Raw genomic sequence first — 25,771 nt, forward strand, 5'->3', positions numbered from 1 at the left:
TAAGTGATTAATAATTTTCGTCGATCGTCGTGGTGCAACGAGCACCCGTCTCAGGACTACTTAAGTTAGATCGCAGTGCCGAGAACAGTTCTCGCCCCATACCGTAACTACTGCTGCGTAAGTTAACGCGCTCAGCCTCACGGGTCGACAACACGGTTTCATCTACTAGCAAGGTGAGTTCACCACTATTGGCATCGACGCGAATTAAATCGCCGTTTTCGACTTTAGCGATCATGCCACCATCTAAGGCTTCTGGCGTCAAGTGAATAGCTGCGGGCACTTTACCCGATGCGCCAGACATGCGCCCATCGGTTAGCAAAGCAACCTTAAAGCCTTTATCTTGCAATGTGCCTAAAATGGGCGTCAGCTTATGTAACTCAGGCATGCCTATCGCCTTAGGACCTTGGCCCTTAACGACGACAACGCAATCTTTGTCCAGCTCACCGGCTTTAAATAAGGCTTCTAACTTATTTTGATCGTCTATGACGATAGCTGGGGCTTCTACCACACGATGTGAGGGCGATACCGCCGAGACTTTTATCACCGCACGACCTAGATTGCCCTTAAGCAGTTTTAAGCCGCCATTGGCTTGGAAAGGCTGTGCCACTTTCGTCAGCACCTCAGGATCTAACGACTCACTTGGTCCCTCGACCCAAACCAGTTCATTATCAATCAGTTTAGGCTCTTGGGTGTAACGACGCAGACCAAAACCGGCTACCGTATTAACCTCTTCGTGCAGTAAACCTGCATCGAGTAGCTCTTTGATCAAGAACGCCATACCGCCTGCGGCGTGGAAATGGTTAATATCAGCATGACCATTAGGATAGACACGTGCTAATAACGGTACGGCATCGGACAGCTCAGAAAAATCATCCCAATTAACAATAATACCGGCCGCGCGGGCAGCGGCCACAATATGCATGGTTAAATTGGTTGAGCCACCTGTAGCAAGTAAGGCAACAATACCGTTAACTACCGATTTTTCGTTCACCACTTCACCGATAGGCGTGTACTGTGTGCCCATCTCAGTGAGACGACAAACCTGCTTAGCCGCCATCTTGTTTAAGGCTTCACGCAGTGGATCGTCTGGATTAACAAACGAAGACCCCGGTAATTGCAGCCCCATCACCTCAAGCATCAACTGATTACTGTTAGCCGTACCGTAAAAGGTACAAGTGCCGGCGCTGTGATAAGACTTTGACTCGGCTTCGAGTAGCGCCGCTCTGTCGACTTGACCTTGGGCAAACTGCTGACGAATACGCGCTTTCTCTTTATTTGGGATCCCCGACTTCATCGGCCCGGCTGGCACAAACAGCATTGGCAAGTGACCAAAACTCAAGGCGCCGATGAGCAACCCTGGTACGATTTTGTCACAAATACCCAGCAATAATGCCCCATCAAACATGTTATGTGACAAACCCACGGCAGTGGCCATCGCGATCACTTCACGGCTCAGTAAACTTAGCTCCATACCTGGTTGACCTTGGGTAACCCCGTCACACATGGCTGGTACGCCACCTGCAACTTGCGCAACGCTGCCCACTTCTTGGCAGGCCGCTTTTAGCAACTGAGGATAATGCTCATAAGGCTGATGCGCCGACAGCATGTCATTAAAGGCCGTGACAATGCCGATGTTTGCTTTGGTCAATGCCTTAATGGCACTCTTATCGGTGGGGCTACAGGCTGCAAAACCGTGGGCTAAATTGCCACAACTTAAACTGCTGCGATGCACCCCATTAATTTTAGCCTCATTAAGGGCGGCTAAATACTGAGCACGAGAATGCTGGCTTCGAGCGATAATTCTATCGGTAACTGACTGGACTACTGCGTGCATAATAACTCCTTAGGCGCTCCAATAAACATCGACTGGCGTGCTATGCTGGCCTAATACGGCGCGGATAGGCATCGCTTTTTCGTCTTCATTTTCGAGCGCTTGACGGTAAACTGCTAACTTTTGTTCACCGACAATGTGTAAATAAATTTGACGGCTAGCTAACACCGCTTTTTTAGACAAGGTCATGCGTCCATGAGGCGCAGTACTTGGATTGACCGCTAAACAGAGGGCTTGAGTGGTCAGTGCCTGTTCGATTTCAGCGGCGCAAGGAAACCAGGAACAAGTATGGCCATCGTTACCCATGCCTAACACCACCACATCAAACGGCTTGGGGAAATTAGCTAAATGCTCAATCGTCATATCAACGCCGGCTTCTGGGGTCGCGAACATATTTTTTAGTCCACGAAATTTAGCCGCTGCTGCGCGGTGCTGTAACAGATGCAGCCTAACTAGCTGTTCATTAGAGTCATCTGATTCAGTATCGACCCAACGCTCATCGGCCAAGGTGATGTAAACATCACCCCATTCAATAGCCTTATGGCTCAATAACTCAAATAATGCTATGGGTGTCGAACCACCAGAAACCACGAGGCTTGCCTTACCACGGGCATCAATAGCCGCTTGTAATTGATTGGCTATACGTTCGGCAAGCTGATGTTCCAGCGCGGCTTTATTATCAAACGACTTAAACACTGATTCTTTAATCATGACAACTCCTTGCTATTCGTCCCACGAACGACCGTCTTTGGCGATTAACGCCACTGACGCTACAGGGCCCCAACTTCCTGCTGGATAGGGCTTAGGTCTTTCATTACTCTCTTCCCACGCTTGAATAATGCCATCAACCCACTTCCACGCTTGTTCCACTTCATCGCGGCGCACAAATAGCGCCTGATTACCCAGCATAGCCTCGAGTAATAAACGTTCATAGGCATCGGCAATGCGATCGTTTTTAAAGGTATCTGAAAAGCTTAAATCCAGCTTGGTGGTTTGCAATCGCTGTTTCTGCTCAAGACCAGGCACTTTATTCATCATCTGAATTTCGACCCCTTCATGGGGCTGTAAGCGAATAGTTAATTTATTGGCTGGTAGATTACGATAGCTGGAACGATAGAGGTTATGAGGTGGATTCTTGAAATAAACAACAATCTCAGAACTCTTAGTGGGCATACGCTTACCACTGCGCAGATAAAATGGTACGCCAGCCCAACGCCAATTATCGATATCGACTCTGAGCGCCACAAAGGTTTCAGCTTTAGACTGCGTATTAGCGCCCTCTTCTTCTAAATACCCTGGCACGGGTGTACCTTTTAAAAATCCGGCCGAATATTGACCGCGGACGGTATTTTCATAAATGTTGTCGGCATCTATTTTTCTTAACGACTTAAGCACCTTCACTTTTTCATCACGGATACTGTCGGCATCTAAGTTTACAGGAGGGTCCATCGCCACCAAGGTCAATACCTGTAACAAATGGTTTTGGATCATATCGCGCATTTGGCCAGCTTTATCGAAATAGCCCCAACGACCTTCAATCCCCACCTCTTCCGCAACCGTGATTTGCACATGATCTATGGTGCGATTATCCCATTTAGAAGCAAATAACGAGTTAGCAAATCGCAGGGCGATCAGGTTTTGTACAGTCTCTTTACCTAGGTAATGGTCGATGCGATACACTTGATTTTCATTGAAATAAGCACTGACCTGATCGTTGATCACCTTGGATGATTCGAGATCCGAACCAATCGGCTTTTCCAGAACTACTCGGGTATCTGGAAAAATCAGGTTTTGTTGGTGCAGGCAACGACAGATGTCGCCAAAAATAGCAGGAGGAGTGGCAAAATAATTAACCATGACGCGCTTTTCTGGCTCTAATACATCATGAAAAGCCGCGTAACCTTCTGGCTCAGTAAAATTGGTAGCGATGTAAATGCAGCGTTTAAGGAAGCGCGCCAAGGTTTGTTCGCACAATGCTTCTTTAACAAAACTCGTTAACGCAGTGTGCACTAAGTCTTGGTATTCATCTTGGGTAAACTCATCTTTGGCCACCCCAAGTATTTTTGTCTCTTTATTAAGTAGACCGGCCTTATCGAGCTGGTATAAAGAGGGCAATAACTTACGCCGTGCTAAATCGCCTTTGGTTCCAAACAATACAAAATCACAAGCTTTGGCTTCTGCTGATGTCATGCCCATAGCTTAAAAGTCTCCTATACCACAATGGCCCATCGCATCGATGAGTAATTCACATATTTGTTGTAATATAACAACAGAATTCGTTAAATGCATCTAAATTTTACAAAAAATGACCTATCAGTAAACTAGTAACAAGACGACAAAATCTGATATGCTTTTCTCGATTAACTGTCTCTATATAGTAGCAAGTTTGCTGTGTAGTCAGATTATAGTTCGATATATAAAGCCAGACTTTAGCACTTTTTGTTTGTTTCTATGAATGACATAAAAGAATAAATATAATTACATTACTATCGAGTGGATGTACGCATATGAATACCCTAGAAAAGGTTCAGAAAAGCCTAACTCATTTCAGTAAATCGGAACGTAAAGTCGCTGAGGTCATTTTAGCCTCACCACAAACCGCTATCCACTCCAGCATTGCGACATTGGCAAAAATGGCCGACGTGAGTGAGCCAACGGTTAACCGATTCTGTAGACGCTTAGACACCAAGGGATTTCCAGATTTTAAACTGCACCTAGCTCAAAGTTTAGCTAATGGTACACCTTATGTTAGCCGCCACGTAGAAGAGGACGATAGCCCAGACTCTTACACCACCAAGATTTTTGAATCATCAATGGCAGCGCTCGATACGGCGAGGCAGAGTATGGATACCGCCGCCATCAATAAAGCCGTGGATATTCTCACTCAGGCAAAGAAGATCTCATTTTTTGGTCTAGGGGCATCTGCTTCTGTAGCTCATGATGCACAAAATAAGTTCTTTCGTTTCAATGTGCCCGTAATCAGTTTTGATGATGTGTTAATGCAACGCATGAGCTGTATTAATAGTACCGAAGGTGACGTGGTTGTGCTTATTTCACACACCGGACGCACTAAATCCTTAATCGACATTGCCCGTTTAGCGCGTGAAAATGGTGCGGCAGTGATTGCGATCACCTCGCGTAACTCCCCCCTCTCAAGCGAATGTACCTTACCGGTGACAATGGAAGTACCAGAAGACACAGACATGTACTTGCCCATGGCCTCTCGCTTAGCCCAGTTAGTCATTATAGATGTGTTAGCCACAGGCTTTACCTTGCGCCGCGGCCCCCGCTTTAGAGAGAGTTTAAAACGAGTTAAAGAGGTACTTAAAGAGTCACGTATAGAGAAAGATCCTATACTCTAAGTACGCTTGAGCAGCATTAAAGGCGAGTTGGTTTATCCAAATCGCCTTTTTTTTACCTTTTTGCCGCTACGGCTCACAAAATTAATAACTTGAGGTAGATCATTTTGTTTGTAATTTTCCTACAAAACTGAAGTTTGTCTGTTAATATAGGGTAAGATTTTTTAACTTTAACGGAGTATCTCATGTTCCGCAGAACCAAAATTGTAACGACACTCGGTCCCGCAACCGATCGCGATGACAACTTACGTCGTATTATCAAAGCTGGTGCCAACGTTGTCCGCCTCAACTTCTCCCACGGCTCACCCGAAGATCACCTTAAACGCGCTACCGATGTGCGCAATATTGCCAAAGAACTGGGTGTTCATGTGGCTATATTAGGTGATTTACAGGGGCCCAAAATCCGTGTATCCACCTTTAAAGATAACAAGAAGGTACAACTTGACCTTGGCAAACCTTTTATCCTAGATGCTGATTTAGCCAAAGGTGAAGGTGACGAGCATCAAGTCGGCATTGACTATAAAGAGCTTCCAAACGATGTCACCATTGGCGATATCTTGATGCTCGACGATGGCCGAGTACAACTTAGAGTTGAAAAAGTTGACGGCAACAAGGTGCACACCACTGTGACAGTTGCTGGGCCCCTTGTCTAACAATAAAGGCATCAACAAAAAAGGCGGCGGGCTTTCTGCAGCTGCGTTAACAGAAAAAGATAAACGAGATATTATTACCGCAGCAGCGATTAAGGTTGATTACCTTGCAGTATCATTCCCACGCTGCGGCGCTGACTTAAATTATGCCCGCGAATTGGCGCGTAAGGCGGGGAGCAATGCATTAATCGTCTCTAAAGTTGAACGCGCTGAAGCGGTTGCGACCGACGAAGCGATGGACGATGTGATTTTAGCATCTGATGCCGTAATGGTTGCTCGTGGTGACTTAGGGGTTGAAATTGGTGATGCGGCGCTGGTTGCCGTACAAAAGAAACTCATTAGCCGCTCTCGTCAGCTCAATAAGAGCGTGATCACCGCGACTCAGATGATGGAGTCGATGATAACCAGCCCAATGCCTACTCGCGCCGAAGTAATGGATGTGGCTAACGCCGTGCTTGACGGCACTGATGCCGTGATGCTTTCAGCCGAAACGGCGGCAGGTGACTTCCCTGAAGAAACGGTATTGGCCATGGCCAATGTTTGTCTTGGCGCTGAAGCTCACCCAAGCGTACAAGTATCGAAACATCGTTTAGATGAGCGCTTTACGTCAGTAGAAGAGACCATCGCGCTGTCAACAATGTATGCGGCCAATCATCTAGAGGGCGTTAAAGCTATTGTCGCTTTAACTGAATCGGGAGCTACACCACAACTGATGTCACGCATTAGTTCTGCACTGCCTATTTTTGCCTTATCACGTCACGATGTGACACTGGCCAAAATGGCATTGTATCGCGGGGTACAACCTTTTTACTTTGACTCTACCGCGCATGCTGCCGATGAACTGGCCAAGAAAGCGTTAGAGGCACTACAAGCAGCGGGTTACCTCAACAGTGGCGATATGGTATTGATGACCAAAGGTGATGCGATGGAAACCATTGGTGGCACCAATACCTGTAAAGTACTTATCGTGGCGTAATGATGACACTCTTATCGAGATAGAGTCATCAAGCTAAAACAACTAGATATAAAAAAGGTACGCATTGCGTACCTTTTTTTCAATCTGTTGTATGTTGCCTGCAAGTTAAATCAATCATTTCAAACTAAGCTTACAGGTTATGGCATACTTAACTCACTCACAAAGAATCCTTATAGCCTTATCTAGCCGATTCAGTGTGGATAATTGATTAATCTGATAAAGGTTTAGTTATAAACGCTCGAAATCATCCACCGCAATAGCCGCTTGGCGCAGCGTGTCGGCCTCAATCAATTGCTTAAACTCGTTATCGCTAATGATGCTAGCGTCTAGGGCCTGTTGATAAAGCAGCGCAGGCGCGAGCTTTTTGGCAAGCTTGCCCTCTTTTTGCGCGCGTTTGATTTTTTTCACCAATCCACCGCAGGCATGCAGCGCCATAAATGCCTGCTCGACTTCTGCCATACCGCCTGCATCGCCATCAAAGTTAGGACACAAGAAGGTCAGCCTGTCTCTAGCCGGTCCAGGTTTAAGCATGCCTTGGCACACATTAATCGCTAACTTATCATCAGGGCCGTTGAAATGATTCCCCAGTGGAAAAACCAGCAAGCGCATTAACCAAGCGACGGGGCGATTAGGGAAATTACGCAGCGCCCCTTGCAATGCATTGGCCGCCTTATGCAAGCGAGTTTGCATGACATAGTGCACCGCGGGTAAATCATCTTGCTGGCGACCATTGTCTTCAAACAATTTTAACGTAGCAGAGCCTAAGTAAAGCTCACTGAGTACATCGCCCAAACGTGCTGATAACATCTCTTTACGCTTTAAATCACCACCCATAATCAACATTGAAAGGTCGGTCACAAACGCCAACGCAGCCGAGATGCGAGTCATGTGCTTATAATACTGTGCTGTACTGCCACTGACTGGCGCGGTATTAAAACGGCTACCGCTAAGCGCACTAAACAACGAACTAAAGGCATTACGACAGGCATAACCCATATGGCCTAACAGTAAGTTATCAAAACGTGCTAAGGCCGCACTGTCATCGTCCATTGCCGCCGCTTCCATTTCGGCTAACACATAAGGGTGACAACGGGTCGCGCCTTGGCCAAAGATCATTAAACTGCGGGTGAGAATATTAGCCCCTTCAACCGTGATCGAAATCGGGTTTGCTATATAACCATGACCTAAATAGTTTTTCGGTCCCAGCTGGATCCCCTTACCCGACTGAATGTCCATGGCGTCGTTAAACACATCACGGCCCATCTCGGTCATATGGTATTTAGCAATTGCAGTAACCACCGATGGTTTCACTTTAAGATCGATCCCCGTGGTGGTTAATCGGCGCGCCGCCTCTAGCTGATAAGTATTGGCAATGATCCGCGCCATCGCCTCTTGAACGCCTTCAAATTGCCCAATAGCTAAACCAAACTGATGCCTAACGTAGCTATAGGCTGTTGTGGTTTTAGTGGCTAGGTGTCCCGATGCTGTCGCCAATGCAGGCAGTGAGATCCCTCGGCCTGCCGATAGGCATTCCACCAGCATGCGCCAACCGCGCCCAGCGTATTGAGGGCCACCGATAATCCAATCGAGCGGAATAAACACCTCTTTGCCCTGAGTGGTACCGTTCATAAAGGCCATATTCAGAGGATTATGGCGACGACCGATTTCAACACCTGGATGATCGGTCGGAATAAGCGCACAGGTGATCCCAAAATCAGGGTTATCGCCTAGTAGCCCATCGGGATCACGCATTTGAAACGCGAGCCCCAATACTGTCGCGACTGGCGCTAAGGTAATATAACGTTTATCCCACGTGAGACTTAGCCCCAATACTTCTTCACCATCAATGATTTTACGACAAACGATCCCTTCATCAGGAATGGCACCCGCATCAGAGCCGGCCTCGGGGCCAGTCAGGGCAAAACAAGGCACCGCTTCACCACTGGCTAACAAAGGTAACCAATGTTCACGCTGCTCTTTGGTACCATAATGGGTCAGTAATTCACCAGGGCCTAATGAGTTAGGCACCATAACGGTCACGGCGGCGCTCACACTGCGACTGGCCAATTTACTCACAATAGTTGAATTAGCGTAAGCGGAAAATGCTTTACCACCATATTCTTTAGGAATAATAAGCGCGAAAAATCCTTCATCTTTAAAGTATTGCCACAATTCTGGCGGAAGATCCTTACGATTTTGTACTATGTCAAAATCGTCGATCATCGTCAGCGCCGTCATCACTTGATTATCAATAAACGACTTCTCTTCTTCACTAAGGGCTGGCTTACCGTAACTGTGTAAGGTGTCCCAATTGGGCTTACCGCGAAATAGCTCCCCCTCCCACCATACATCACCGGCTTCCATCGCTTCCTTTTCAGTATCAGACAGCGGCGGTAGCACCTTTTTGAAAAAGGCAAACACTGGCCGCGTGATAAACTGCATGCGAATACTTTTAACACCAAACAGCACTATGATGAGCAATAGTGCCAAAATAAAAAGAGTCATAACGCCCCCTATTGGGTACTTACTGGCACTGCCACGCCGGCAGCGAGATATGGAATAACTTTGCGAATAACGGCCTCTATATCATAGTGCTCGTTAAAATCGGCCTGAGCAATTTCAGTTAGTGCATCGGCGGATGCCATAGTGAAGACTACGGTACCTAAGGTAAAGTGTAATCGCCAAAACATCTCTGCGGGGGGAATATGTGGTGCACTTTCTGCTACCGCCTCCACAAACTTGTTAAGGTGCTCACCGTAATGAGTCGTGATAAACCAGCGTAGATGCCCCTGACTTTCGATATAACCCCGGCCAAGTAATTGTAAAAAAGTGCTGGTGCCATCCGCTTTAAACTTGTTCAATTCAAGTAACGGTTTAACTAAAGAGGAAAAGATATCATTTAACGATGGTGATCCGCTGGCCTTAATGAGCACCAATTCATCAGAGGCTTCAGGCATAAAACGGTCTAAGTAGCGTGCTAGCACCGCCCTGATCAGCTCTTTTTTTGAACCAAAATGATAATTAACCGAGGCAAGATTAACCTCGGCTTTACTGGTGATCAATCTTAATGAGGTTTCTGAAAAACCACGCTCAGCAAATAGCTTTTCGGCGGCATCCAGTATTCTTGTTTTAGTGTCGGATCGACTTGCCATCCCGTGACCTTAACTCTGATTTAAACATGCGTTTAAATTAAACACTAGTATACTTTTTGTCAAATGAAATTCCATTGCGCTATCACACTTAACGCATCAAGCCGTTAAATAGCCTAACGATAAGTGGATCAAGTATTAGCAAAGCAACAAGTCAAATTAAACACAAAATGCCACCCAAGTAATTAACGAAGATGCGCCCCTTTTCTGGTCAACTCTCGCGTGTTGACTCTAGCCTTATCCGACTTGGACAGCATCACCATTAATGCCCCCGTTCCGCCCCACTCTCTTGGCGCGCTATGATAGCCAATCACACCGTCAATCGAAGGTAACCAATGAACTAAGCAAGATTTAATTAACGCGGGAAACGGTTTGTTATTAACGCCAGTACCATGGAGCACGATGACATTGCGATAATCACAGTCCACACTACGTTGAATAAAATCGAACAGCAAGGCTTTGGCACGCTTAACATTATGAGCTTTAAGATCAATATCAGCTTGCATGCCATAGTGACCTTGACGGAATAATTTAAACACTTGTTGCTGTACTCCTTCGCTTTTCATGCTGATCACAGCATCGGGCGCAACAGGCTCAATCACGCTCAAGTCATCACTTAAACGAGAAAGTGCTTCTCTGCGTTTAGTTTCGAAGTATTTATGTTGCTGTGAATGCGATAAGGCAATCTGTGAGCTGACTGCTGTTTTATCGACATTAAGAGGAACCACATCCGCCATTGAGGCAAGAAACATCGCGCGCTCTTCTTCAGTCATGGTGTTGTTTCCTCTTATATTAATGGCGATAAAATAACTATCGCTACAGCATTAAAACATATCGATTAGCGGCACTATTTTGACTGTAGCAAGAAAAAATATCCACCAAGCATACAGATTATTTATGCCGCAACACTCATGGACAAGCAACCTTGACCCCATCGATGAACATTATGTGAAGCAACTTTAGCCAAGGACTGCGTGACACACTTTGTTAATATCTAACTCTTTCCCAGCAAAAGGCCTTAGATTATAGTGACGCTAGTATTAGTAAAAATGAATATCTTAATGAAATTTTTGACATCCTTAGTCCTTATCTGCAGCACGCTATGTTGCACTACAGCCATTGCACAACATACCGATAATGAGGCCTTAAACCTGTTTTATAGCCAATTTAGCAGTGCATTTACCCAGCTCGACGCCACTGTCATTGCAGATCTGTATGCTGAAGATGCCTGTTATATCCCTGAGCAACAAAGCAAGGCAATCACCATGGGGCGGGAAAATATCATTAACCTATATCAAAAATTTTTCGGCAAGATCAAACATAAAAATGCCCAAATTGAGGTCGATTTTCGCGTTATCGATAGGCAAATATCATCTCAAAGTGCCACAGACATTGGTTATTATCTTATCCGCTTTTATCCGCCAAAAGAGAGCGAGGAACCCATGAGTGAATTTGCAGGCAAATTTGTCACTGTTTCAAAAAAATTAGCCGATGGACGTTGGTACTTAACGGTGGACACTAATAACCGCGGGGAACCAGCATTCTATTACGATGCCAAACCACAGCCAAACCTGTATTATGGCAGCCAATTTTCCACAGCCAGTAATAAATCGACCCATGAAAAGTAATTCATCTGAAGGTGAACAAGCATTCAACCACGACAACACCTCTCTGCTTTGTCCGTGCGGTCAGCATGCAAAAGGACAGCGCTTAGCCTACCAAACGTGCTGCCAAACTTACCATCAAGGCGCATTAGCACTGACTCCAGAAACCTTGATGCGCAGCCGCTACAGTGCCTTTGTCATGCGCCTACATGACTACCTGATCGCTACTCATCATCCCGATACCTTAAATGGCTTAACCCAATCGATATTAAATAGCGATAATCAGACCCTATGGTTGGGTTTAAGTATTCAGAGTAGCGCAACCACTGGCGATAACGGCCTGGTTGAATTTCATGCCTGGTATCAAGAAGACAATCACCTAGATGCCATACACGAAGTATCGCAGTTCATTAGGCAGCAAGGCGTATGGTGGTATACCAGTGGTGAGCAGCTTAATCCGCAGCTCCCCAAGCGTAACGACACTTGTATCTGTTATAGCGGGCGTAAATTTAAACAGTGCTGCTTAAATCTAGCGAATTGATAATCCAAACTATGCTTGTGTTCGTGCAAGAGGCGCCTTAGCTTGGAGAGCTCGACAATCAGCCACACAATGACTTTTTATAAGCGACAAAATTTACTACTAACTCCTCGTTAAGCCCGAGCGGTCAATGCGCCTTAATAGTGTCAATGCCATTTAACACACCAATACTGGCTCGTAAAAATTGACTAAACTCGGCTTCTCGTAACGCTGGGCTGTATAAAAACCCTTGGGCCTGATGACAACACAGTTCAGATAAGAAGTCTTCTTGCTCCAGGGTTTCCACCCCTTCAGCAGTCAATGAAATATTAAGCGCATAGGCCATCGCGACTATTGCACTGACAATTTCACGGCTTTCATGACTGACACCAATGTCAGAAATGAAAGAGCGGTCAATTTTTAATTTTGAAATGGGGAACTGTTTTAGGTAACGCATCGAGCTATAACCGGTACCAAAATCATCGATGGCTAATCCAACACCCAGCTCAGCCAACTCTTTGCACAGATGAGTAACGTAGACAATATCTTCCATTAGTTCAGTTTCGGTGATCTCTAAAATCAGCGTATTTGGCTTAATGCGATAACGGGTCACCAGTTGCCAAATTTGATCATAAAGGTTTGAGTTAAAAAACTGCTGGGCGGCGACATTAACATGCATCGAAATATTAATGTTGTCTCGCTGCCATAAATTCAATTGACGGCAAGCGGCCTCTAACACCCACTCACCAATAAGATTGATCATGCCAGACTTTTCGGCCACATCGATAAATGCACCTGGGTATAACACGCCTCGCTTGGGATGATTCCAGCGGATCAAAGCTTCAGCACCAATATAACGATTGCGTTTTAAATCTTTAAGGGGTTGATAATACAATTCAAACTCTCGCCCTTTGAGCGCCAATTGCAGATCGCGCTCTATTATCGCGGTCTCTTTAAACGCACTCAGTAAAGCATGATTAAACACTTGAATGGCATCGCCTTGCTTATTTTTAGCATACTGCAACGCAATGTCAGCACAGGTTAACGGGGCAAACATTTGCTCTAATGTTTCGATACAAACCACAGATAAGGCCGGTTTAACATCAAACAACTCATGCTTAATCAATACAGGCACACACAGATGCTGATATAACCGATTAATGAGTAGATCCATTCGGTATTGATTGTCGAGCGTATCAATCACTAAGGCAAACTCATCACTGCCAACGCGTGCTAGCAGATCTGTTTTGCTAACACTGGCAAAGTGCTTTAACCGCCGGGCAATTTCTATCAGCAACAGGTCCCCTTTCGCATGCCCATAGGTATCGTTAAAACGTTTAAAGCCTTTAAGATCGAGCAAAATAAGATGGCCTTGAACGACACTCTCTAATTGTTGGCTAAAGTGACGTCGGTTATATAAACCTGTGAGTGGGCAGCGCCATGCTAAACGTTCGAGTTCTGTTTGATGCTGATGTGCTTCAGAACAATCTTCTGCAGTCACCAATGCATAATCATTACCCCTTTGGGTGGTAAATGGCTTAACCGAATACCGCATCCAATAACGAGTACCATCTAAGCGGGTAATTTGCACTTCACCTTTGGCGGTTTCGCCTCGTTTAACCTCAGCAAGCGCCATTCTGGCCTCACAAGGTGACTGTTTAAAAAAGTCGAGGCGGTTAACATCTGCTCCAATCACCTTTTTCTTGGGGATCCCTGACATCGCATAGTGCGCACCGTTAACATACTCAATGATGTCGGTTTGTAGATTAACCACCATACTGACCTGCTCTGAGTGTTCAATCGCCTTGAGAAACAAGCTTAAGCGTTCATCGGTTTCATAAGCGCGGGCCGTCGCTAAGGTGAGTGCCAATTGGTCAGCGACTTGGGCGGCAATATGCAGTTCACTTTCAGTCCAGGTATATGATTTCGTCTGCTCTAAAAACAGTACGCCTTCGAGGTGACCATTAATCCGAATAGCCACATCTAAGGTACTGGCAATGCCTTTGGGTTGCAGATACCCGTCGTGAAGCTCTTGCACCCTCTCATCATTATGCACAGCAATGGCATCAATAATTCGATGTTGCTTAAGCTCTGATAAATAATGGCGACATAACGAGGGAGCGGGACGTGGGAGAGCAATAACGGATAAGTTATCGTAATGGGCGACAAGACACGTTGAATCACGTTCGAGCGAAAACAGGCAAACACCAACATAATCAATAGCTAAGTGCTCGCTTAACTGTTGTGCAGCTAGCAAGGCAGTTTCGTTAAACAGTCCTTGCTCTTTCTCTAACGAATTGACAATGGACTCGAGCAGATATTGGTATTTACGTTTTATCATAGCATCCTAAAACCAACAAGGCCTGATAAGCCTGCTGAGGCTTTGTGATATAAATAAGCTTTAATTGGGCAAGCAAATAAAGTGTAATAATATTAAAACCTAACCAACACTTAAACCTATATCTGCAGTAGACAAATTTATAAGTTGTTGTGTAATTGATAAATCATTTTTTCGGCGCTAAACGCGAAAGTCAATGACAGGGTTTTCCCTGTCTCATCGTCTATCACTTCCACTGCTACATTATCGAAACGCGCTGTGGCTGCATTCACCAAGCGTTCAATTTGCGCCTGGGCGTCATCACCTGTAATCGCTATGGTTAATACCCTATCATGCTCATCTATCACAGCACCGATATCGGCATAGCTGCCGCAGTCATTACAAGTATCATTAACCAGATCTGATTGTCTTTCTTGAATGTTTTTCATATTCACAACGCTAATAAGTAAACTAAGACCATCATTATAGTGATATCTGGCGTTAGATACGAGACACGGGTCAAATCTCAACTTAAATTTGAAAAACAGACCCAGTCTAATAGGGCTTATACCATGATGTCAGCCATCGTACGTTGCGCCACCACCTGATCGGCAAAATGTACAATATCATCCATGCCAATTTGGTTATTAAGTTGACCACGATAGCGCGACTGAGTCACACGGTCGCAATTATTTAACACCGCATTCATCGCTATACTTTCGTGCCCGCGGATCACCAGAGCTTCAGGCGTTAGGCTTTGCTGCAGATGAAAAGCACTCATTCCCTGTTGGTGAAATACCGCACTATTATCGATTACAGCTTGCTCTGTAATATTAACTAACAAGGGTTGTGATCGCGGTAACTCAAACCGCTGACGTAAGCGGCTATCGGTGTCTTCCAATGAGTGCGGCAGATGAAACTGAGCCATATCACGCGCATCATCTGAAAGCATGGCAAGTAATAAGGCAAACTCCCCACGCCTATCATCTGAAACAGCATGATTAAGCCGGGTGCCTAAATTGACCTCATTGATTAATAACCGATTGGTTTGCATAAAAAAACATCACTAAAACAAGTCGTTGGTATTTTATCGACCGCTTAAACACTAACTTTAGTAATTATTTTAATTAGGGGGTTTACAGAGGATGAGTTTGTGACTACTATTGCCGCCGCAATTGAGGAGGGGTTCCCGAGTGGCCAAAGGGATCAGACTGTAAATCTGACGGCTCAGCCTTCGAAGGTTCGAATCCTTCTCCCTCCACCATTTGCGTACAATATGATATAAAGAGATATTCGTGGAGGGGTTCCCGAGTGGCCAAAGGGATCAGACTGTAAATCTGACGGCTCAGCCTTCGAAGGTTCGAATCCTTCTCCCTCCACCATCTTTATCTCTGATGCTTAAATTAGTTGTAGTTGGCTTTACAACGTATACTAAGTTCATTGTATTATGTTGTGGTAACAGAAAGGTAATATGTGGAGGGGTTCCCGAGTGGCCAAAGGGATCAGACTGTAAATCTGACGGCTCAGCCTTCGAAGGTTCGAATCCTTCTCCCTCCACCACTTTTTCTGTTTATCTATTGTGATAATGTTTATGTTTGCCCATCCTGTTTTAAGCGATATACAATCTCATCCAATTTAAAATCAGCTTTATTTACTCCTCACGATTATTAAACTCCAATCTAATTTTAACATTGATGTTAAGAACATCAGTAATTGGATAGTCCAGCTATCTTAGGCCGCTCAGGTATTATCCCACTCAACAGCAATTGAGCAGTTACTAAGCACCTTCTTAAAACCTGACTGATAAAAACTATACACATTAATTATCACTAGCCATTAAAGCGCTAAGATGGTGATACCCTCGAATAATATCGGCCTGTGATTTATAACTGTCAGTTTTTCACTACGCTTAAGTTACGATATAAATCGAAATGGATAATCTTGTCTCTGTATCGGCTCACGAAACATCGTTATAATTTATAACCAAAAGCTATATAAGAATGGCATTCAATCCCTCTTCTAGAGAGGTCAATCATATTGGAGAACGAATGGAACGCTCGTGGGTTAACCAAGCAATCGCAAAAATTGAAGCCGATTATCAGCGTAGTGCAGACACGCATCTCATTCATTTAGATATTCCCTCGCTTCAAGGGGTCGATATCTATTTAAAAGATGAAAGTACTCATCCCACAGGCAGCCTTAAACATCGCCTGGCGCGTTCGCTCTTTCTCTATGCTTTATGTAATGGCTGGATCAAGCAAAATACGCCCATCATAGAGTCGTCATCAGGCAGTACTGCGGTTTCTGAAGCCTATTTTGCACGATTACTCGGCTTACCCTTTATTGCCGTCATGCCTAAGAGTACCGCCAAAAGAAAGATCCAACAGATCACAGCCTATGGCGGCCAATGTCATTTTGTCGAACACTCCAGCGAGATCTACGCCGAATCTCAACGTTTGGCCGATGAGTTATCGGGCCATTATATGGATCAATTTACCTATGCAGAACGGGCTACCGATTGGCGTGGCAATAATAATATCGCCAATTCCATATTTGAGCAGATGAAATGTGAGCCCCACCCGGTTCCTCGTTGGATTGTCATGAGCCCAGGCACGGGTGGCACCTCGGCGACGATCGGCCGCTATATTCGTTACCAAAGAGAACAAACACAACTGTGTGTGGTCGACCCGGAACACTCCGTATTTTATGATTATTTTATCAGTGGCGACGCCAGTGTCACCTGCACACAGGGCAGCAAAATTGAAGGTATAGGTCGCCCACGCGCAGAGCCGTCATTTATTCCTGGCGTGGTGGATAAGATGGTTAAAGTTGCAGACGCCGCCTCTATCGCTACGATTTATTGGCTAGAACAGCTCATTGGCAGAAAAGCCGGGCCCTCGACGGGTACCAATCTGTTTGGCGCACTGCAACTGGCTTGTGATATGCATAGTCAAGGCCAGCAGGGCTCTATCGTCACCTTGTTGTGTGATTCAGGCGAGCGGTACTTAGATACCTATTACGATAGGCTGTGGGTGAGTGAGAACATAGGTGATATCACTCACTACCAGACCCTACTGGAACAATTTAATCAAACCGGTAAGCTTGATTAGTCGATATTGAGATACTTATGAGTCTGTATCGATAAACGCCAATTACGCGCGATACAGACTTGCATGGCTAACTGCGTTGCCCTTGGCTTTTGACTTATCGGCTGTAAGCAGATGGTTTTGCCCAAGGTATCGATATTCGTCAATAGCTCATCGAGTTCATCAATATGGCTCTGTTTGGCGACCGGATGCTTTATCTCATCGGCGCGTTGTAATGCCTGCTCCAGCACCTTATAACCGCCCTTCATATTGACTTTCGGCGACACGGTAACCCAGCTACGTGGATCGCACTGCACGTCAAAGGTACCACTGGTTTCAATCTGGCATTGATACCCTTGCTCCGATAACGCTTGTGTCAATGGACGTAAATCGTAAATACAAGGCTCACCGCCCGTGATCACCACATGTTTAGCAGTAAAACCTTTGCGTTGCCATTGCACCAAAAGTTGCGCTGCATCTAGCTCTGCCCAGCGGCCAATTTCACCATCGACTTGGATGACTAGCTCAGGGGCGACGCGGTTTTCAGCCAGTGTCTCCCATGTGTGTTTGGTATCACACCAGGCGCAGCCTACTGGGCAGCCTTGTAAGCGAACAAAAATCGCGGGAACGCCGGTATAAACACCTTCCCCCTGAATAGTTTCAAATACTTCGTTGACCGGGTACTTCATGGTTAACCTCATCGCTATGGGGCCGCTTTTATAGAAGATTTAGCGCCCACTGGCAAGTATAACGCGATTATTTATCTCGCAAGTGGCTTAAATCCTCTTCCAAACGGCTTTGCGCTCAACAAGACATTTTGCAAGCGTTGCAGCGTCAGTTAAACTAACGCCAAATTTTGTTAACGATAAACCTTCATGTCTAAAGCAGTTGTAGTGTTCAGTGGTGGCCAAGACTCCACAACCTGTCTAATACAGGCGTTAAACCAATACGATGAAGTTCACGCTATCACCTTTGATTATGGACAACGACATCGACAAGAGATCGACGTTGCCAAGCAACTCGGTGAGCAGCTTGGCGTTATCAGCCATAAAGTTCTCGATGTAACGGTATTGAATGAGCTGGCAATTTCAGCATTAACTCGTGATGCCATTGAAGTATCTAACGAGCTAATGGCCAATGGATTACCCAATACCTTTGTGCCGGGCAGAAATATTTTATTCCTCACTTTGGCGGGGATTTATGCCTACCAACTGGGGGCTGATACAGTGATCACTGGGGTGTGTGAAACTGACTTTTCGGGCTATCCTGACTGCCGAGATCAATTTGTTAAGGCGATGCAATCGGCCTTAGAGCAAGGCATGGATCGCAACTTGACCATTGAAACGCCATTAATGTGGCTTAATAAGGCACAAACTTGGGCGCTGGCCGATAAATACCACAGCCTAGCGCTTATTCGCGATAGCACCCTCACCTGCTACAACGGCATCATAGGTGATGGTTGTGGTACTTGCCCTGCCTGTCTATTGCGTAGCCAAGGGCTACAAGACTATTTAGACAATAAGACAAGAGTCATGGCTGAGCTTAACCGCCAATGCTAAGTTCATTAAAATCAAGTTCGAAACCCTATGGGCTAGTGCTACTCATAAGCATTGTCTGTATCGCGCTCTATTTTGCCCCGTTCGATAGTAGCCTCGCCTATCGTAAAGCGGCCATTACCCAAGGTGAATGGTGGCGCTTATTGACAGGCAACTTGCTGCATACCAATGCTTGGCATTTGGCGATGAATCTCGGCGGATTATGGGTATTGGCGTTTTTACATGAGATGCATTACCGCGCAGCAAACTTTAGCCTGCTGTTTGTCCTGTTGTGCTTATTACAGGGGGTAGGGCTTTACTGGGGGTTTCCCACTTTACTCGGTTATGTAGGGCTTAGCGGTATGTTACATGGCTTAGTGACCTATGGTGCCCTAAAAGATATCCAACGCGGTATACGCTCAGGTTATCTCTTGTTAGTCGGTGTGTGCGCTAAAGTCGCTTACGAACAAATCTATGGGGCGAGTAAGCAGATCACCCAACTGATCGATGCCCGCGTTGCCACCGAATCGCATTTAATCGGAGTGTTCACGGGCATATTAGTGTTTATTGGCTATAAGCTTATTCGGCGCTGGTCCAAATAAACTGACAAATAAATAAGTCATCACCCCTACATCCTTCCGCTAACGGATGTGGGGGGATTTATCCACTCTACTTTTATCTCATTAACGACTCAACGCTCATTAGATTTAGGCTTTTATTAAAGCCTCTCTTAACGCATGGACTTGATCACGTAGCGCCGCGGCTTGTTCAAACTCAAGATCGCGCGCATGTTGATGCATGCGTTTTTCCAACTCATCAATTTGATGGCTCAGGGTCGCGGCATCTGCAGCAACATAATCCCCTTTAGGTTCGGCCACTTTATGATAGGAAGGTAGCACCCTTGCGGTATGCTCGTTGCCGCCGATATCCATCACATCGGTGATCCGCTTTGACAACCCTTTAGGGGTAATGCCATGTTCCAAGTTATATTGACGCTGTTTTTCTCGCCGCCTTTCGGTCTCATCAATCGCCTTAGCCATCGATTTAGTGATCTTATCACCATAAAGGATCACCTTGCCGTTTACGTTACGCGCTGCGCGGCCTATGGTCTGAATCAGCGAGCGCTCAGAACGTAAGAAGCCTTCTTTGTCTGCATCTAAAATACAGACTAAGGAGACTTCTGGCATATCGAGTCCTTCACGTAGCAGGTTAATCCCAACAAGCACATCGAACACCCCTTTACGTAGATCGCGAATGATCTCCACCCGCTCTACCGTATCAATATCTGAGTGTAAGTAGCGCACCTTCACTCCATGTTCATCTAAGTACTCGGTAAGATCTTCTGACATGCGCTTAGTCAGCGTGGTCACCAATACCCGCTCGTTCACCGCAACCCGTTTACCAATCTCTGATAATAGGTCATCGACCTGTATTCCAACCGGACGCACTTCAATCTCGGGATCCAGTAGCCCTGTTGGGCGCACAACCTGCTCGGCGATTTCGCCATCACTCTTGTCGATCTCATATTGCGCAGGCGTGGCTGAAACAAACACGCTTTGAGGCATTAAGGCTTCAAACTCTTCAAATTTGAGCGGGCGATTATCTAACGCCGACGGCAAGCGGAAACCGTATTCCACTAGATTCATTTTACGCGAGCGGTCACCTTTATACATGGCGCCAATTTGCGGTATGGTCACATGAGATTCATCGATGATCAGTAAACCGTCAGCGGGCAGATAATCCAGCAAGGTCGGTGGCCCCTCTCCTGGGCGGCGACCTGATAAGTAACGCGAGTAGTTCTCGATCCCCGAGCAATAGCCCAGTTCGGTCATCATTTCGATATCATACTGCACGCGCTCGGAGATCCGCTGAGCTTCAATAAGCTTATTATTATCCAATAGGTACTGTTTACGCAGACGAAGCTCAGCCTTGATCTCTTCGGTCGCGGCAATAATTTTCTCCCGTGGCGTCACATAGTGGGTCTTGGGATAAACCGTGGTTCTAGCTATACGCTGTAAGATATGCCCCGTTAATGGGTCAAATAGGCTAAGTCTGTCGATTTCATCGTCAAACAGTTCAACGCGGATCGCATCTCGCTCCGAATCAGCCGGGAAAATATCGATCACCTCTCCTCTGACCCTAAACGTGCCGCGCTGCAACTCTATGTCATTACGGGTATATTGTAATTCACTTAAGCGCTGCAATATCTCGCGCTGCCCCATTAAGTCGCCCTGACGCAGATGCAACAACATTTTCAGGTAAGAATCAGGATCCCCCAGACCATAAATAGCCGATACCGAGGCGATCAATACCACATCTTTACGCTCCAACAGTGCTTTGGTTGCCGATAAGCGCATCTGTTCAATATGGGCATTCACCGACGCATCCTTTTCGATAAAGGTATTGGTCGATGGTACATAGGCTTCAGGTTGGTAGTAATCGTAGTAAGAAACAAAGTATTCAACGGCATTATGAGGAAAAAACTCTTTCATCTCGCCATACAGTTGCGCCGCCAAGGTCTTATTGGGTGCCATGATAATGGTCGGACGCTGTAACTGCTGTATGACATTAGCAACGGTGAAGGTTTTGCCAGATCCTGTCACCCCAAGCAATGTCTGGCACGCTAGGCCTGACTCAATGCCGTCAACCAACTTCTTTATTGCGGTAGGTTGATCGCCGGCGGGCTGGTAATGGGAGACAAGTTGAAACGATGATTCACTCAATGGGACACTCCTAACTAGTTCAGCAGACCATCTTAATCGACCGAGTGACTTTAGCCAATCGCGTTAGGAGGATTTAGCCAAACGATATAGATAGAACAGTCCGATGGGGTTAAGTGATAAATTGCCACACCCGCGAGCTAGATGAAACTTTAATACAAGGTTAATAATATGGCATTAGTGCCATTAACTCGCGTCAAGCCCAACACTGTAGCGACATTAATACACAAGAGACTCCATCAAATTTATTACATATTTACAACGGCCAGAAAAGATCTAGATTATGGCTATTGATTTTATTAAACATTTGATATTAAACAAATAATAAAAAAACAATTAAATTTAGTCATTTTAAGTACAATCCGCAATCTACAAGGGTTTGAAGGCCTATTTTTTGGCTAACCCACAGGTTTATCCACAGATTTAGTGGATAACTCTTACAACCTCAGTGCCATCGCGGCTTTGCCTTAGATGGACTGATTATAAGTTGAGAGGTAAATCTATGTAATTTTACTACATTTGACGAAGTTAACCCAAATAGCCCAATCACTATTAAGGCTATTGTGATATCGAACAACTGCTTACCTTATTACTTTAAGCGTAGTGCCAATAATAATGTCGACAAGATAACCAAAGTGCACACTAAGCCAGCATGATGGGCATTAGATGAGCACTTAACCACATAATTACTCTTTTTTTTCTCACCATGAGTTGACTCATGTCTAAGAGCGATTTAATATGCGCTCCGTCTTCAACGACGAGTTGCTTTATACGTTTCCCCTGTAGTTCAGTTGGTAGAACGGCGGACTGTTAATCCGTATGTCACTGGTTCGAGTCCAGTCTGGGGAGCCAAAGCAATAAGATGTAGTAGATAAGTATAATGCGTTTCCCCTGTAGTTCAGTTGGTAGAACGGCGGACTGTTAATCCGTATGTCACTGGTTCGAGTCCAGTCTGGGGAGCCAACGCAGTACAAACAGTGTAAGATACAATGTTAGTGTAAATTAGCATTGAAAAAGTTAAAGCGTTTCCCCTGTAGTTCAGTTGGTAGAACGGCGGACTGTTAATCCGTATGTCACTGGTTCGAGTCCAGTCTGGGGAGCCAAACTTTTAAATCAAACACTAAAGATTAAGTATCGATTCCCCTGTAGTTCAGTTGGTAGAACGGCGGACTGTTAATCCGTATGTCACTGGTTCGAGTCCAGTCTGGGGAGCCACTTAATTAACGTAGTAATATGAAATATCGATTCCCCTGTAGTTCAGTTGGTAGAACGGCGGACTGTTAATCCGTATGTCACTGGTTCGAGTCCAGTCTGGGGAGCCATTTCTTTAGTTATACCCTCCTTCTACAATAACATTCCGCTTTAATAAATAATCAGTTAGACTAGCAGTCAATCAATTGGGATCAATTTAATTCGCTAGAGATTCTGGACTCACTGTTTATGGGCGTTACTAAAACATTTCACCTTATTTTGCTGACAGTATTCGGCATTATCTCCTTTTTTAGTTATCAGCATGAACAGCAACGCGCATCGGCTATGGCCGCTCAATCATTACAAGACTATGTGCAAAATCCACTATGGCAGACCTCACTGCCTCGTGACGGTCATGCCCTCTATGCTCTCTTAAGTCCCGAGCATCATTTTCAATTTTTTCAATATATTCACCAATTAGATGGAGCCCTTAGCTACACCAGCGGTCAGTTACATCCTGTAAATAATGACATTATTGGTGCGCTCTTTAACCAAGAACTTAACGACACACGATCCTTGTCCCAGGGCAGATTGCAAGTCAAGTTAGATAACCGTCATATCACCAACTCAGCAAAACAGCGTTTTCTTCAGGCGTTAACTGTCATTTGGCTAACTTATCTAGTTATTAGTTTGCTGTTTAGTATGTTGATGATGCGCCTCAGTCGAGCGATCCGTTATGCCAGTGCCTATATTGCAAACTTGTCTGAACTTAAATTTGACGCATTAGCCCACTCTTACTTTCGCGGCGAACTAGCCCCACTGGGACAAGCATTAGAGAGATGCCGTACTTCACTTAACCGCGCATTTGATGAGATGCAACAACATAATGACAAACTCAACAAAGAAGCCTATCAAGATCCAATAACATTATTTAGCACCCGGGCTAAATTCACCCAAAAGCTCGACGGTTTGGCCCAACCTGGAAAGCAATTCGGAGCCATGGCAATAATTAAAGCCACTGAGCTTGGCCAAATAAATCAATCACAAGGTCGCGAAGCCGGTGATAATTATTTAGCAGGAGTGGCTGCCTGTATACGAAAAAGTATACAAGACTTTGCTTATGCAGAATGTTTTCGCATTTCGAGCGCTGACTTTGCGCTATTTATCCCCGATATGACACTTAAAGATGCCCAGCCTTTACTGCATAATTTAAAGGCTAATTTTGACCTATTTCAACAGACTATCGATGCTGAATCTGTCGCTTATACCGGCTTAGTCCCTTACCAGCAAGGCAATCAAGCCTTGTCACTTATTTACCTTGGCGATGCCGCAGTTAGCATTGCCCAAACCATGGGCCCCAATAGTGTCCATATTCACGAAAAACTCAACGGAGATGAGTTATTTGGGGATTCAAAATGGAAAGTGGCCATTAACGATATCATCAAACGTCGTGCCCTTAAATTTCATGCACAAGATATTCAGCCTTGCCGCGGCGCCGATAAAATTTATCGAGAACTTTTAGCCCGATTTTACAGCAGCCAAGGTAAGTTTTTACCCACAGGCACTGTGATTGCTATGGCTGAGCGCCATGGGCTCAATGTTGATTTAGATAAAATGATTATTCTCAGCACCTTCAAAGTACTTATCGACAACCCTAACTTAGAAGGCGCCTTTGGGATCAACATCAGTTCAAACTCAATAACACAACCCGCCTTTATTGCCTGGCTTAAAGCGCTTTTTGTGCATCAGCGTCAAATTGCCAGTCGAATCGTATTAGAGGTCAATGAAGCGGGAATGCAAGCCAATATCAATCTGGCACACAAATTTGTTAGAGAGATGCACGGTGTCGGGGCTCGCGTCTCAGTAGAACATTTTGGTATGGGATTCACCTCCTTTAAATTTTTTAAAGAAGTACGCCCAGATTTTATTAAGCTCGACGGTAGCTACACCCAAGATATTGAATCTGACCATAATCGCTTCTTTGTTAAAATGATCGTCGATGTGGCGCGTAAACAGTCCATTAGCGTTATTGCTTCAAGCATCGAACGCCAAGAACAAAAGCTGCTATTAGAACACTTACTTGTTGATGGATTGCAAGGCTATTACATCGCTAAGCCCCATCCCATTACACTGCGAGATGAACAATCCTCAGCCAGTTAAACCGTAAATGAAATAATCCCTGCATTCTATGTGTTGTTTATCGATGCCGAAAGGTCGATAATAGCCGTTAAATTAGATATAGATAACCGATTGAGATGAGCGAATATCTCCTGCTTTTGGTCGGCACTGTGCTGGTCAACAACTTTGTTTTAGTTAAATTTCTCGGATTATGTCCCTTTATGGGCGTCTCCAGCAAACTAGAGTCCGCAATAGGTATGTCGATGGCGACCACCTTTGTGCTTACACTTGCCTCCATTTTGAGTTATCTGGTCGACAACTACTTATTACAGCCTTTTGAATTAGGCTACCTGCGGACCATGGCCTTCATTTTGGTGATTGCCGTCGTGGTGCAGTTCACCGAAATGTTAATCCAAAAAACCAGTGCATCTCTGCATCGCGCACTGGGGATCTACCTGCCGCTGATCACCACTAACTGCGCCGTTTTAGGGGTGGCACTGCTCAACGTTAATGAACACCATGATTTCATCGAGTCTGCAATTTACGGCTTTGGCGCCGCTGCAGGCTTCTCCCTGGTACTTATTCTCTTCTCCGCCATGCGTGAGCGCCTTGCCGCTGCAGATGTGCCATCCCCCTTTAGAGGTGGCGCAATCGCCATGATCACCGCCGGTTTAATGTCGCTGGCCTTTATGGGCTTTACAGGTTTGGTAAATTAACC

Annotated in this window: 19 protein-coding genes, 8 tRNA genes and 1 pseudogene; 17 read left to right on the top strand and 11 right to left on the bottom strand. The window is 45.4% G+C overall.

The annotated features are described in order from the left end of the window. Positions 1 to 7 precede the first annotated feature (7 nt). Genes edd through zwf form a run of 3 tightly spaced genes read right to left on the bottom strand, consistent with a single transcriptional unit; the run spans position 8 to position 4,027 of the window. The gene (gene edd / locus AC5YBZ_RS09435) at positions 8 to 1,834 is read right to left on the bottom strand and encodes a phosphogluconate dehydratase (RefSeq protein WP_494519031.1); all 1,827 of its coding nucleotides are present in this window, start codon (positions 1,832 to 1,834) and stop codon (positions 8 to 10) included. 9 nt (positions 1,835 to 1,843) lie between these two features. Beyond that, positions 1,844 to 2,542 (bottom strand): 6-phosphogluconolactonase, encoded by a 699-nt coding sequence (gene pgl / locus AC5YBZ_RS09440; protein WP_494523575.1) that lies wholly within the window; start codon positions 2,540 to 2,542, stop codon positions 1,844 to 1,846. A 12-nt stretch (positions 2,543 to 2,554) separates the two neighbouring features. After that, positions 2,555 to 4,027, bottom strand: a complete 1,473-nt coding sequence (zwf, locus tag AC5YBZ_RS09445) for a glucose-6-phosphate dehydrogenase (RefSeq protein ID WP_494519029.1) — start codon at positions 4,025 to 4,027, stop codon at positions 2,555 to 2,557. A 311-nt stretch (positions 4,028 to 4,338) separates the two neighbouring features. Here zwf and AC5YBZ_RS09450 point away from each other — a divergent pair, with 311 nt between their 5' ends. Together AC5YBZ_RS09450 and pyk are read left to right on the top strand one after the other, a co-directional pair. Continuing rightward, a complete protein-coding gene (locus AC5YBZ_RS09450) occupies positions 4,339 to 5,193 on the top strand; it encodes a MurR/RpiR family transcriptional regulator (RefSeq protein ID WP_110457715.1) in 855 nt (284 codons plus the stop codon). A 182-nt stretch (positions 5,194 to 5,375) separates the two neighbouring features. Then, a pseudogene (gene pyk, locus AC5YBZ_RS09455) lies at positions 5,376 to 6,816 on the top strand (pyruvate kinase). A 228-nt stretch (positions 6,817 to 7,044) separates the two neighbouring features. Here pyk and AC5YBZ_RS09460 read toward each other — a convergent pair. From AC5YBZ_RS09460 to AC5YBZ_RS09470, 3 genes are all read right to left on the bottom strand, one after another. Further along, positions 7,045 to 9,321 carry an acyl-CoA dehydrogenase gene (locus AC5YBZ_RS09460; RefSeq protein WP_494519027.1) on the bottom strand — a complete coding sequence of 759 codons (2,277 nt, stop codon included), beginning with the start codon at positions 9,319 to 9,321 and terminating at the stop codon, positions 7,045 to 7,047. Between the two features lie 8 nt (positions 9,322 to 9,329). Further along, complete coding sequence (gene psrA / locus AC5YBZ_RS09465; protein ID WP_494519026.1) at positions 9,330 to 9,968, bottom strand: TetR family transcriptional repressor PsrA; 639 nt, start codon at positions 9,966 to 9,968, stop codon at positions 9,330 to 9,332. A gap of 182 nt (positions 9,969 to 10,150) precedes the next feature. Beyond that, positions 10,151 to 10,738, bottom strand: a complete 588-nt coding sequence (locus AC5YBZ_RS09470) for a Smr/MutS family protein (protein WP_494542851.1) — start codon at positions 10,736 to 10,738, stop codon at positions 10,151 to 10,153. 288 nt (positions 10,739 to 11,026) lie between these two features. Between AC5YBZ_RS09470 and AC5YBZ_RS09475 the strand changes: the two genes are divergently transcribed. Both AC5YBZ_RS09475 and AC5YBZ_RS09480 read left to right on the top strand, forming a co-directional pair. Continuing rightward, positions 11,027 to 11,593, top strand: coding sequence for a YybH family protein (locus tag AC5YBZ_RS09475; protein ID WP_494519024.1), 567 nt, complete (start codon positions 11,027 to 11,029; stop codon positions 11,591 to 11,593). Then, positions 11,583 to 12,110: a YchJ family protein gene (locus tag AC5YBZ_RS09480; protein WP_494542852.1), complete on the top strand. Its 528-nt coding sequence runs from the start codon at positions 11,583 to 11,585 to the stop codon at positions 12,108 to 12,110. The genes AC5YBZ_RS09475 and AC5YBZ_RS09480 overlap by 11 nt, the downstream gene beginning before the upstream one ends. 124 nt (positions 12,111 to 12,234) lie before the next feature. Here the strand turns inward: AC5YBZ_RS09480 and AC5YBZ_RS09485 are convergent, their stop codons facing one another. The 3 genes from AC5YBZ_RS09485 to AC5YBZ_RS09495 all read right to left on the bottom strand — a co-directional run bounded on the left by AC5YBZ_RS09485 (position 12,235) and on the right by AC5YBZ_RS09495 (position 15,457). Then, positions 12,235 to 14,427: a putative bifunctional diguanylate cyclase/phosphodiesterase gene (locus AC5YBZ_RS09485; RefSeq protein WP_494519022.1), complete on the bottom strand. Its 2,193-nt coding sequence runs from the start codon at positions 14,425 to 14,427 to the stop codon at positions 12,235 to 12,237. A gap of 137 nt (positions 14,428 to 14,564) precedes the next feature. Beyond that, entirely contained in the window at positions 14,565 to 14,852 is a 288-nt protein-coding gene (locus tag AC5YBZ_RS09490) for a DUF406 family protein (protein WP_475514070.1), read from the bottom strand. 116 nt (positions 14,853 to 14,968) lie between these two features. Then, positions 14,969 to 15,457, bottom strand: coding sequence for a VC2046/SO_2500 family protein (locus tag AC5YBZ_RS09495; protein ID WP_475514071.1), 489 nt, complete (start codon positions 15,455 to 15,457; stop codon positions 14,969 to 14,971). Positions 15,458 to 15,582: 125 nt separating this feature from the next. On the opposite strand from AC5YBZ_RS09495, the gene AC5YBZ_RS09500 reads away from it, so the two are divergent. The 4 genes from AC5YBZ_RS09500 (at position 15,583) to AC5YBZ_RS09515 (ending at position 17,513) form a co-directional block, all read left to right on the top strand. Further along, positions 15,583 to 15,667, top strand: a tRNA-Tyr gene (locus AC5YBZ_RS09500). Between the two features lie 33 nt (positions 15,668 to 15,700). After that, positions 15,701 to 15,785 (top strand) — tRNA-Tyr (locus AC5YBZ_RS09505). A 93-nt stretch (positions 15,786 to 15,878) separates the two neighbouring features. After that, a tRNA-Tyr gene (locus AC5YBZ_RS09510) sits at positions 15,879 to 15,963 on the top strand. Between the two features lie 488 nt (positions 15,964 to 16,451). Then, positions 16,452 to 17,513, top strand: coding sequence for a PLP-dependent cysteine synthase family protein (locus AC5YBZ_RS09515; RefSeq protein WP_494523579.1), 1,062 nt, complete (start codon positions 16,452 to 16,454; stop codon positions 17,511 to 17,513). On the opposite strand, the gene queE is transcribed toward AC5YBZ_RS09515, so the two are convergent. Beyond that, on the bottom strand, positions 17,510 to 18,178 hold the full coding sequence (gene queE, locus AC5YBZ_RS09520; protein WP_494519020.1) for a 7-carboxy-7-deazaguanine synthase QueE: 669 nt from the start codon (positions 18,176 to 18,178) through the stop codon (positions 17,510 to 17,512). The two genes, AC5YBZ_RS09515 and queE, sit on opposite strands and share 4 nt — an antisense overlap. 186 nt (positions 18,179 to 18,364) lie before the next feature. On the opposite strand from queE, the gene queC reads away from it, so the two are divergent. Further along, the gene (queC, locus tag AC5YBZ_RS09525; protein ID WP_475514074.1) at positions 18,365 to 19,048 is read left to right on the top strand and encodes a 7-cyano-7-deazaguanine synthase QueC; all 684 of its coding nucleotides are present in this window, start codon (positions 18,365 to 18,367) and stop codon (positions 19,046 to 19,048) included. Continuing rightward, a complete protein-coding gene (rrtA, locus tag AC5YBZ_RS09530) occupies positions 19,042 to 19,626 on the top strand; it encodes a rhombosortase (RefSeq protein ID WP_475514075.1) in 585 nt (194 codons plus the stop codon). Before queC ends, rrtA begins: the two co-directional genes overlap by 7 nt. 105 nt (positions 19,627 to 19,731) lie before the next feature. On the opposite strand, the gene uvrB is transcribed toward rrtA, so the two are convergent. Then, positions 19,732 to 21,747 (bottom strand): excinuclease ABC subunit UvrB, encoded by a 2,016-nt coding sequence (gene uvrB, locus AC5YBZ_RS09535; protein ID WP_494519019.1) that lies wholly within the window; start codon positions 21,745 to 21,747, stop codon positions 19,732 to 19,734. Between the two features lie 773 nt (positions 21,748 to 22,520). Between uvrB and AC5YBZ_RS09540 the strand changes: the two genes are divergently transcribed. From AC5YBZ_RS09540 to rsxA, 7 genes are all read left to right on the top strand, one after another. Further along, positions 22,521 to 22,596, top strand: a tRNA-Asn gene (locus tag AC5YBZ_RS09540). A 35-nt stretch (positions 22,597 to 22,631) separates the two neighbouring features. After that, positions 22,632 to 22,707: transfer RNA gene (locus AC5YBZ_RS09545), tRNA-Asn, on the top strand. Between the two features lie 64 nt (positions 22,708 to 22,771). Next, a tRNA-Asn gene (locus AC5YBZ_RS09550) sits at positions 22,772 to 22,847 on the top strand. Positions 22,848 to 22,883: 36 nt separating this feature from the next. Further along, a tRNA-Asn gene (locus AC5YBZ_RS09555) sits at positions 22,884 to 22,959 on the top strand. Between the two features lie 31 nt (positions 22,960 to 22,990). After that, positions 22,991 to 23,066, top strand: a tRNA-Asn gene (locus tag AC5YBZ_RS09560). A 118-nt stretch (positions 23,067 to 23,184) separates the two neighbouring features. Continuing rightward, positions 23,185 to 25,095, top strand: a complete 1,911-nt coding sequence (locus AC5YBZ_RS09565) for an EAL domain-containing protein (RefSeq protein ID WP_494523580.1) — start codon at positions 23,185 to 23,187, stop codon at positions 25,093 to 25,095. Between the two features lie 95 nt (positions 25,096 to 25,190). Then, positions 25,191 to 25,769, top strand: a complete 579-nt coding sequence (gene rsxA / locus AC5YBZ_RS09570) for an electron transport complex subunit RsxA (RefSeq protein WP_494519017.1) — start codon at positions 25,191 to 25,193, stop codon at positions 25,767 to 25,769. The last annotated feature ends 2 nt before the right edge of the window (positions 25,770 to 25,771 follow it).

The sequence above is a fragment of the Shewanella sp. 553 genome (assembly GCF_059338375.1).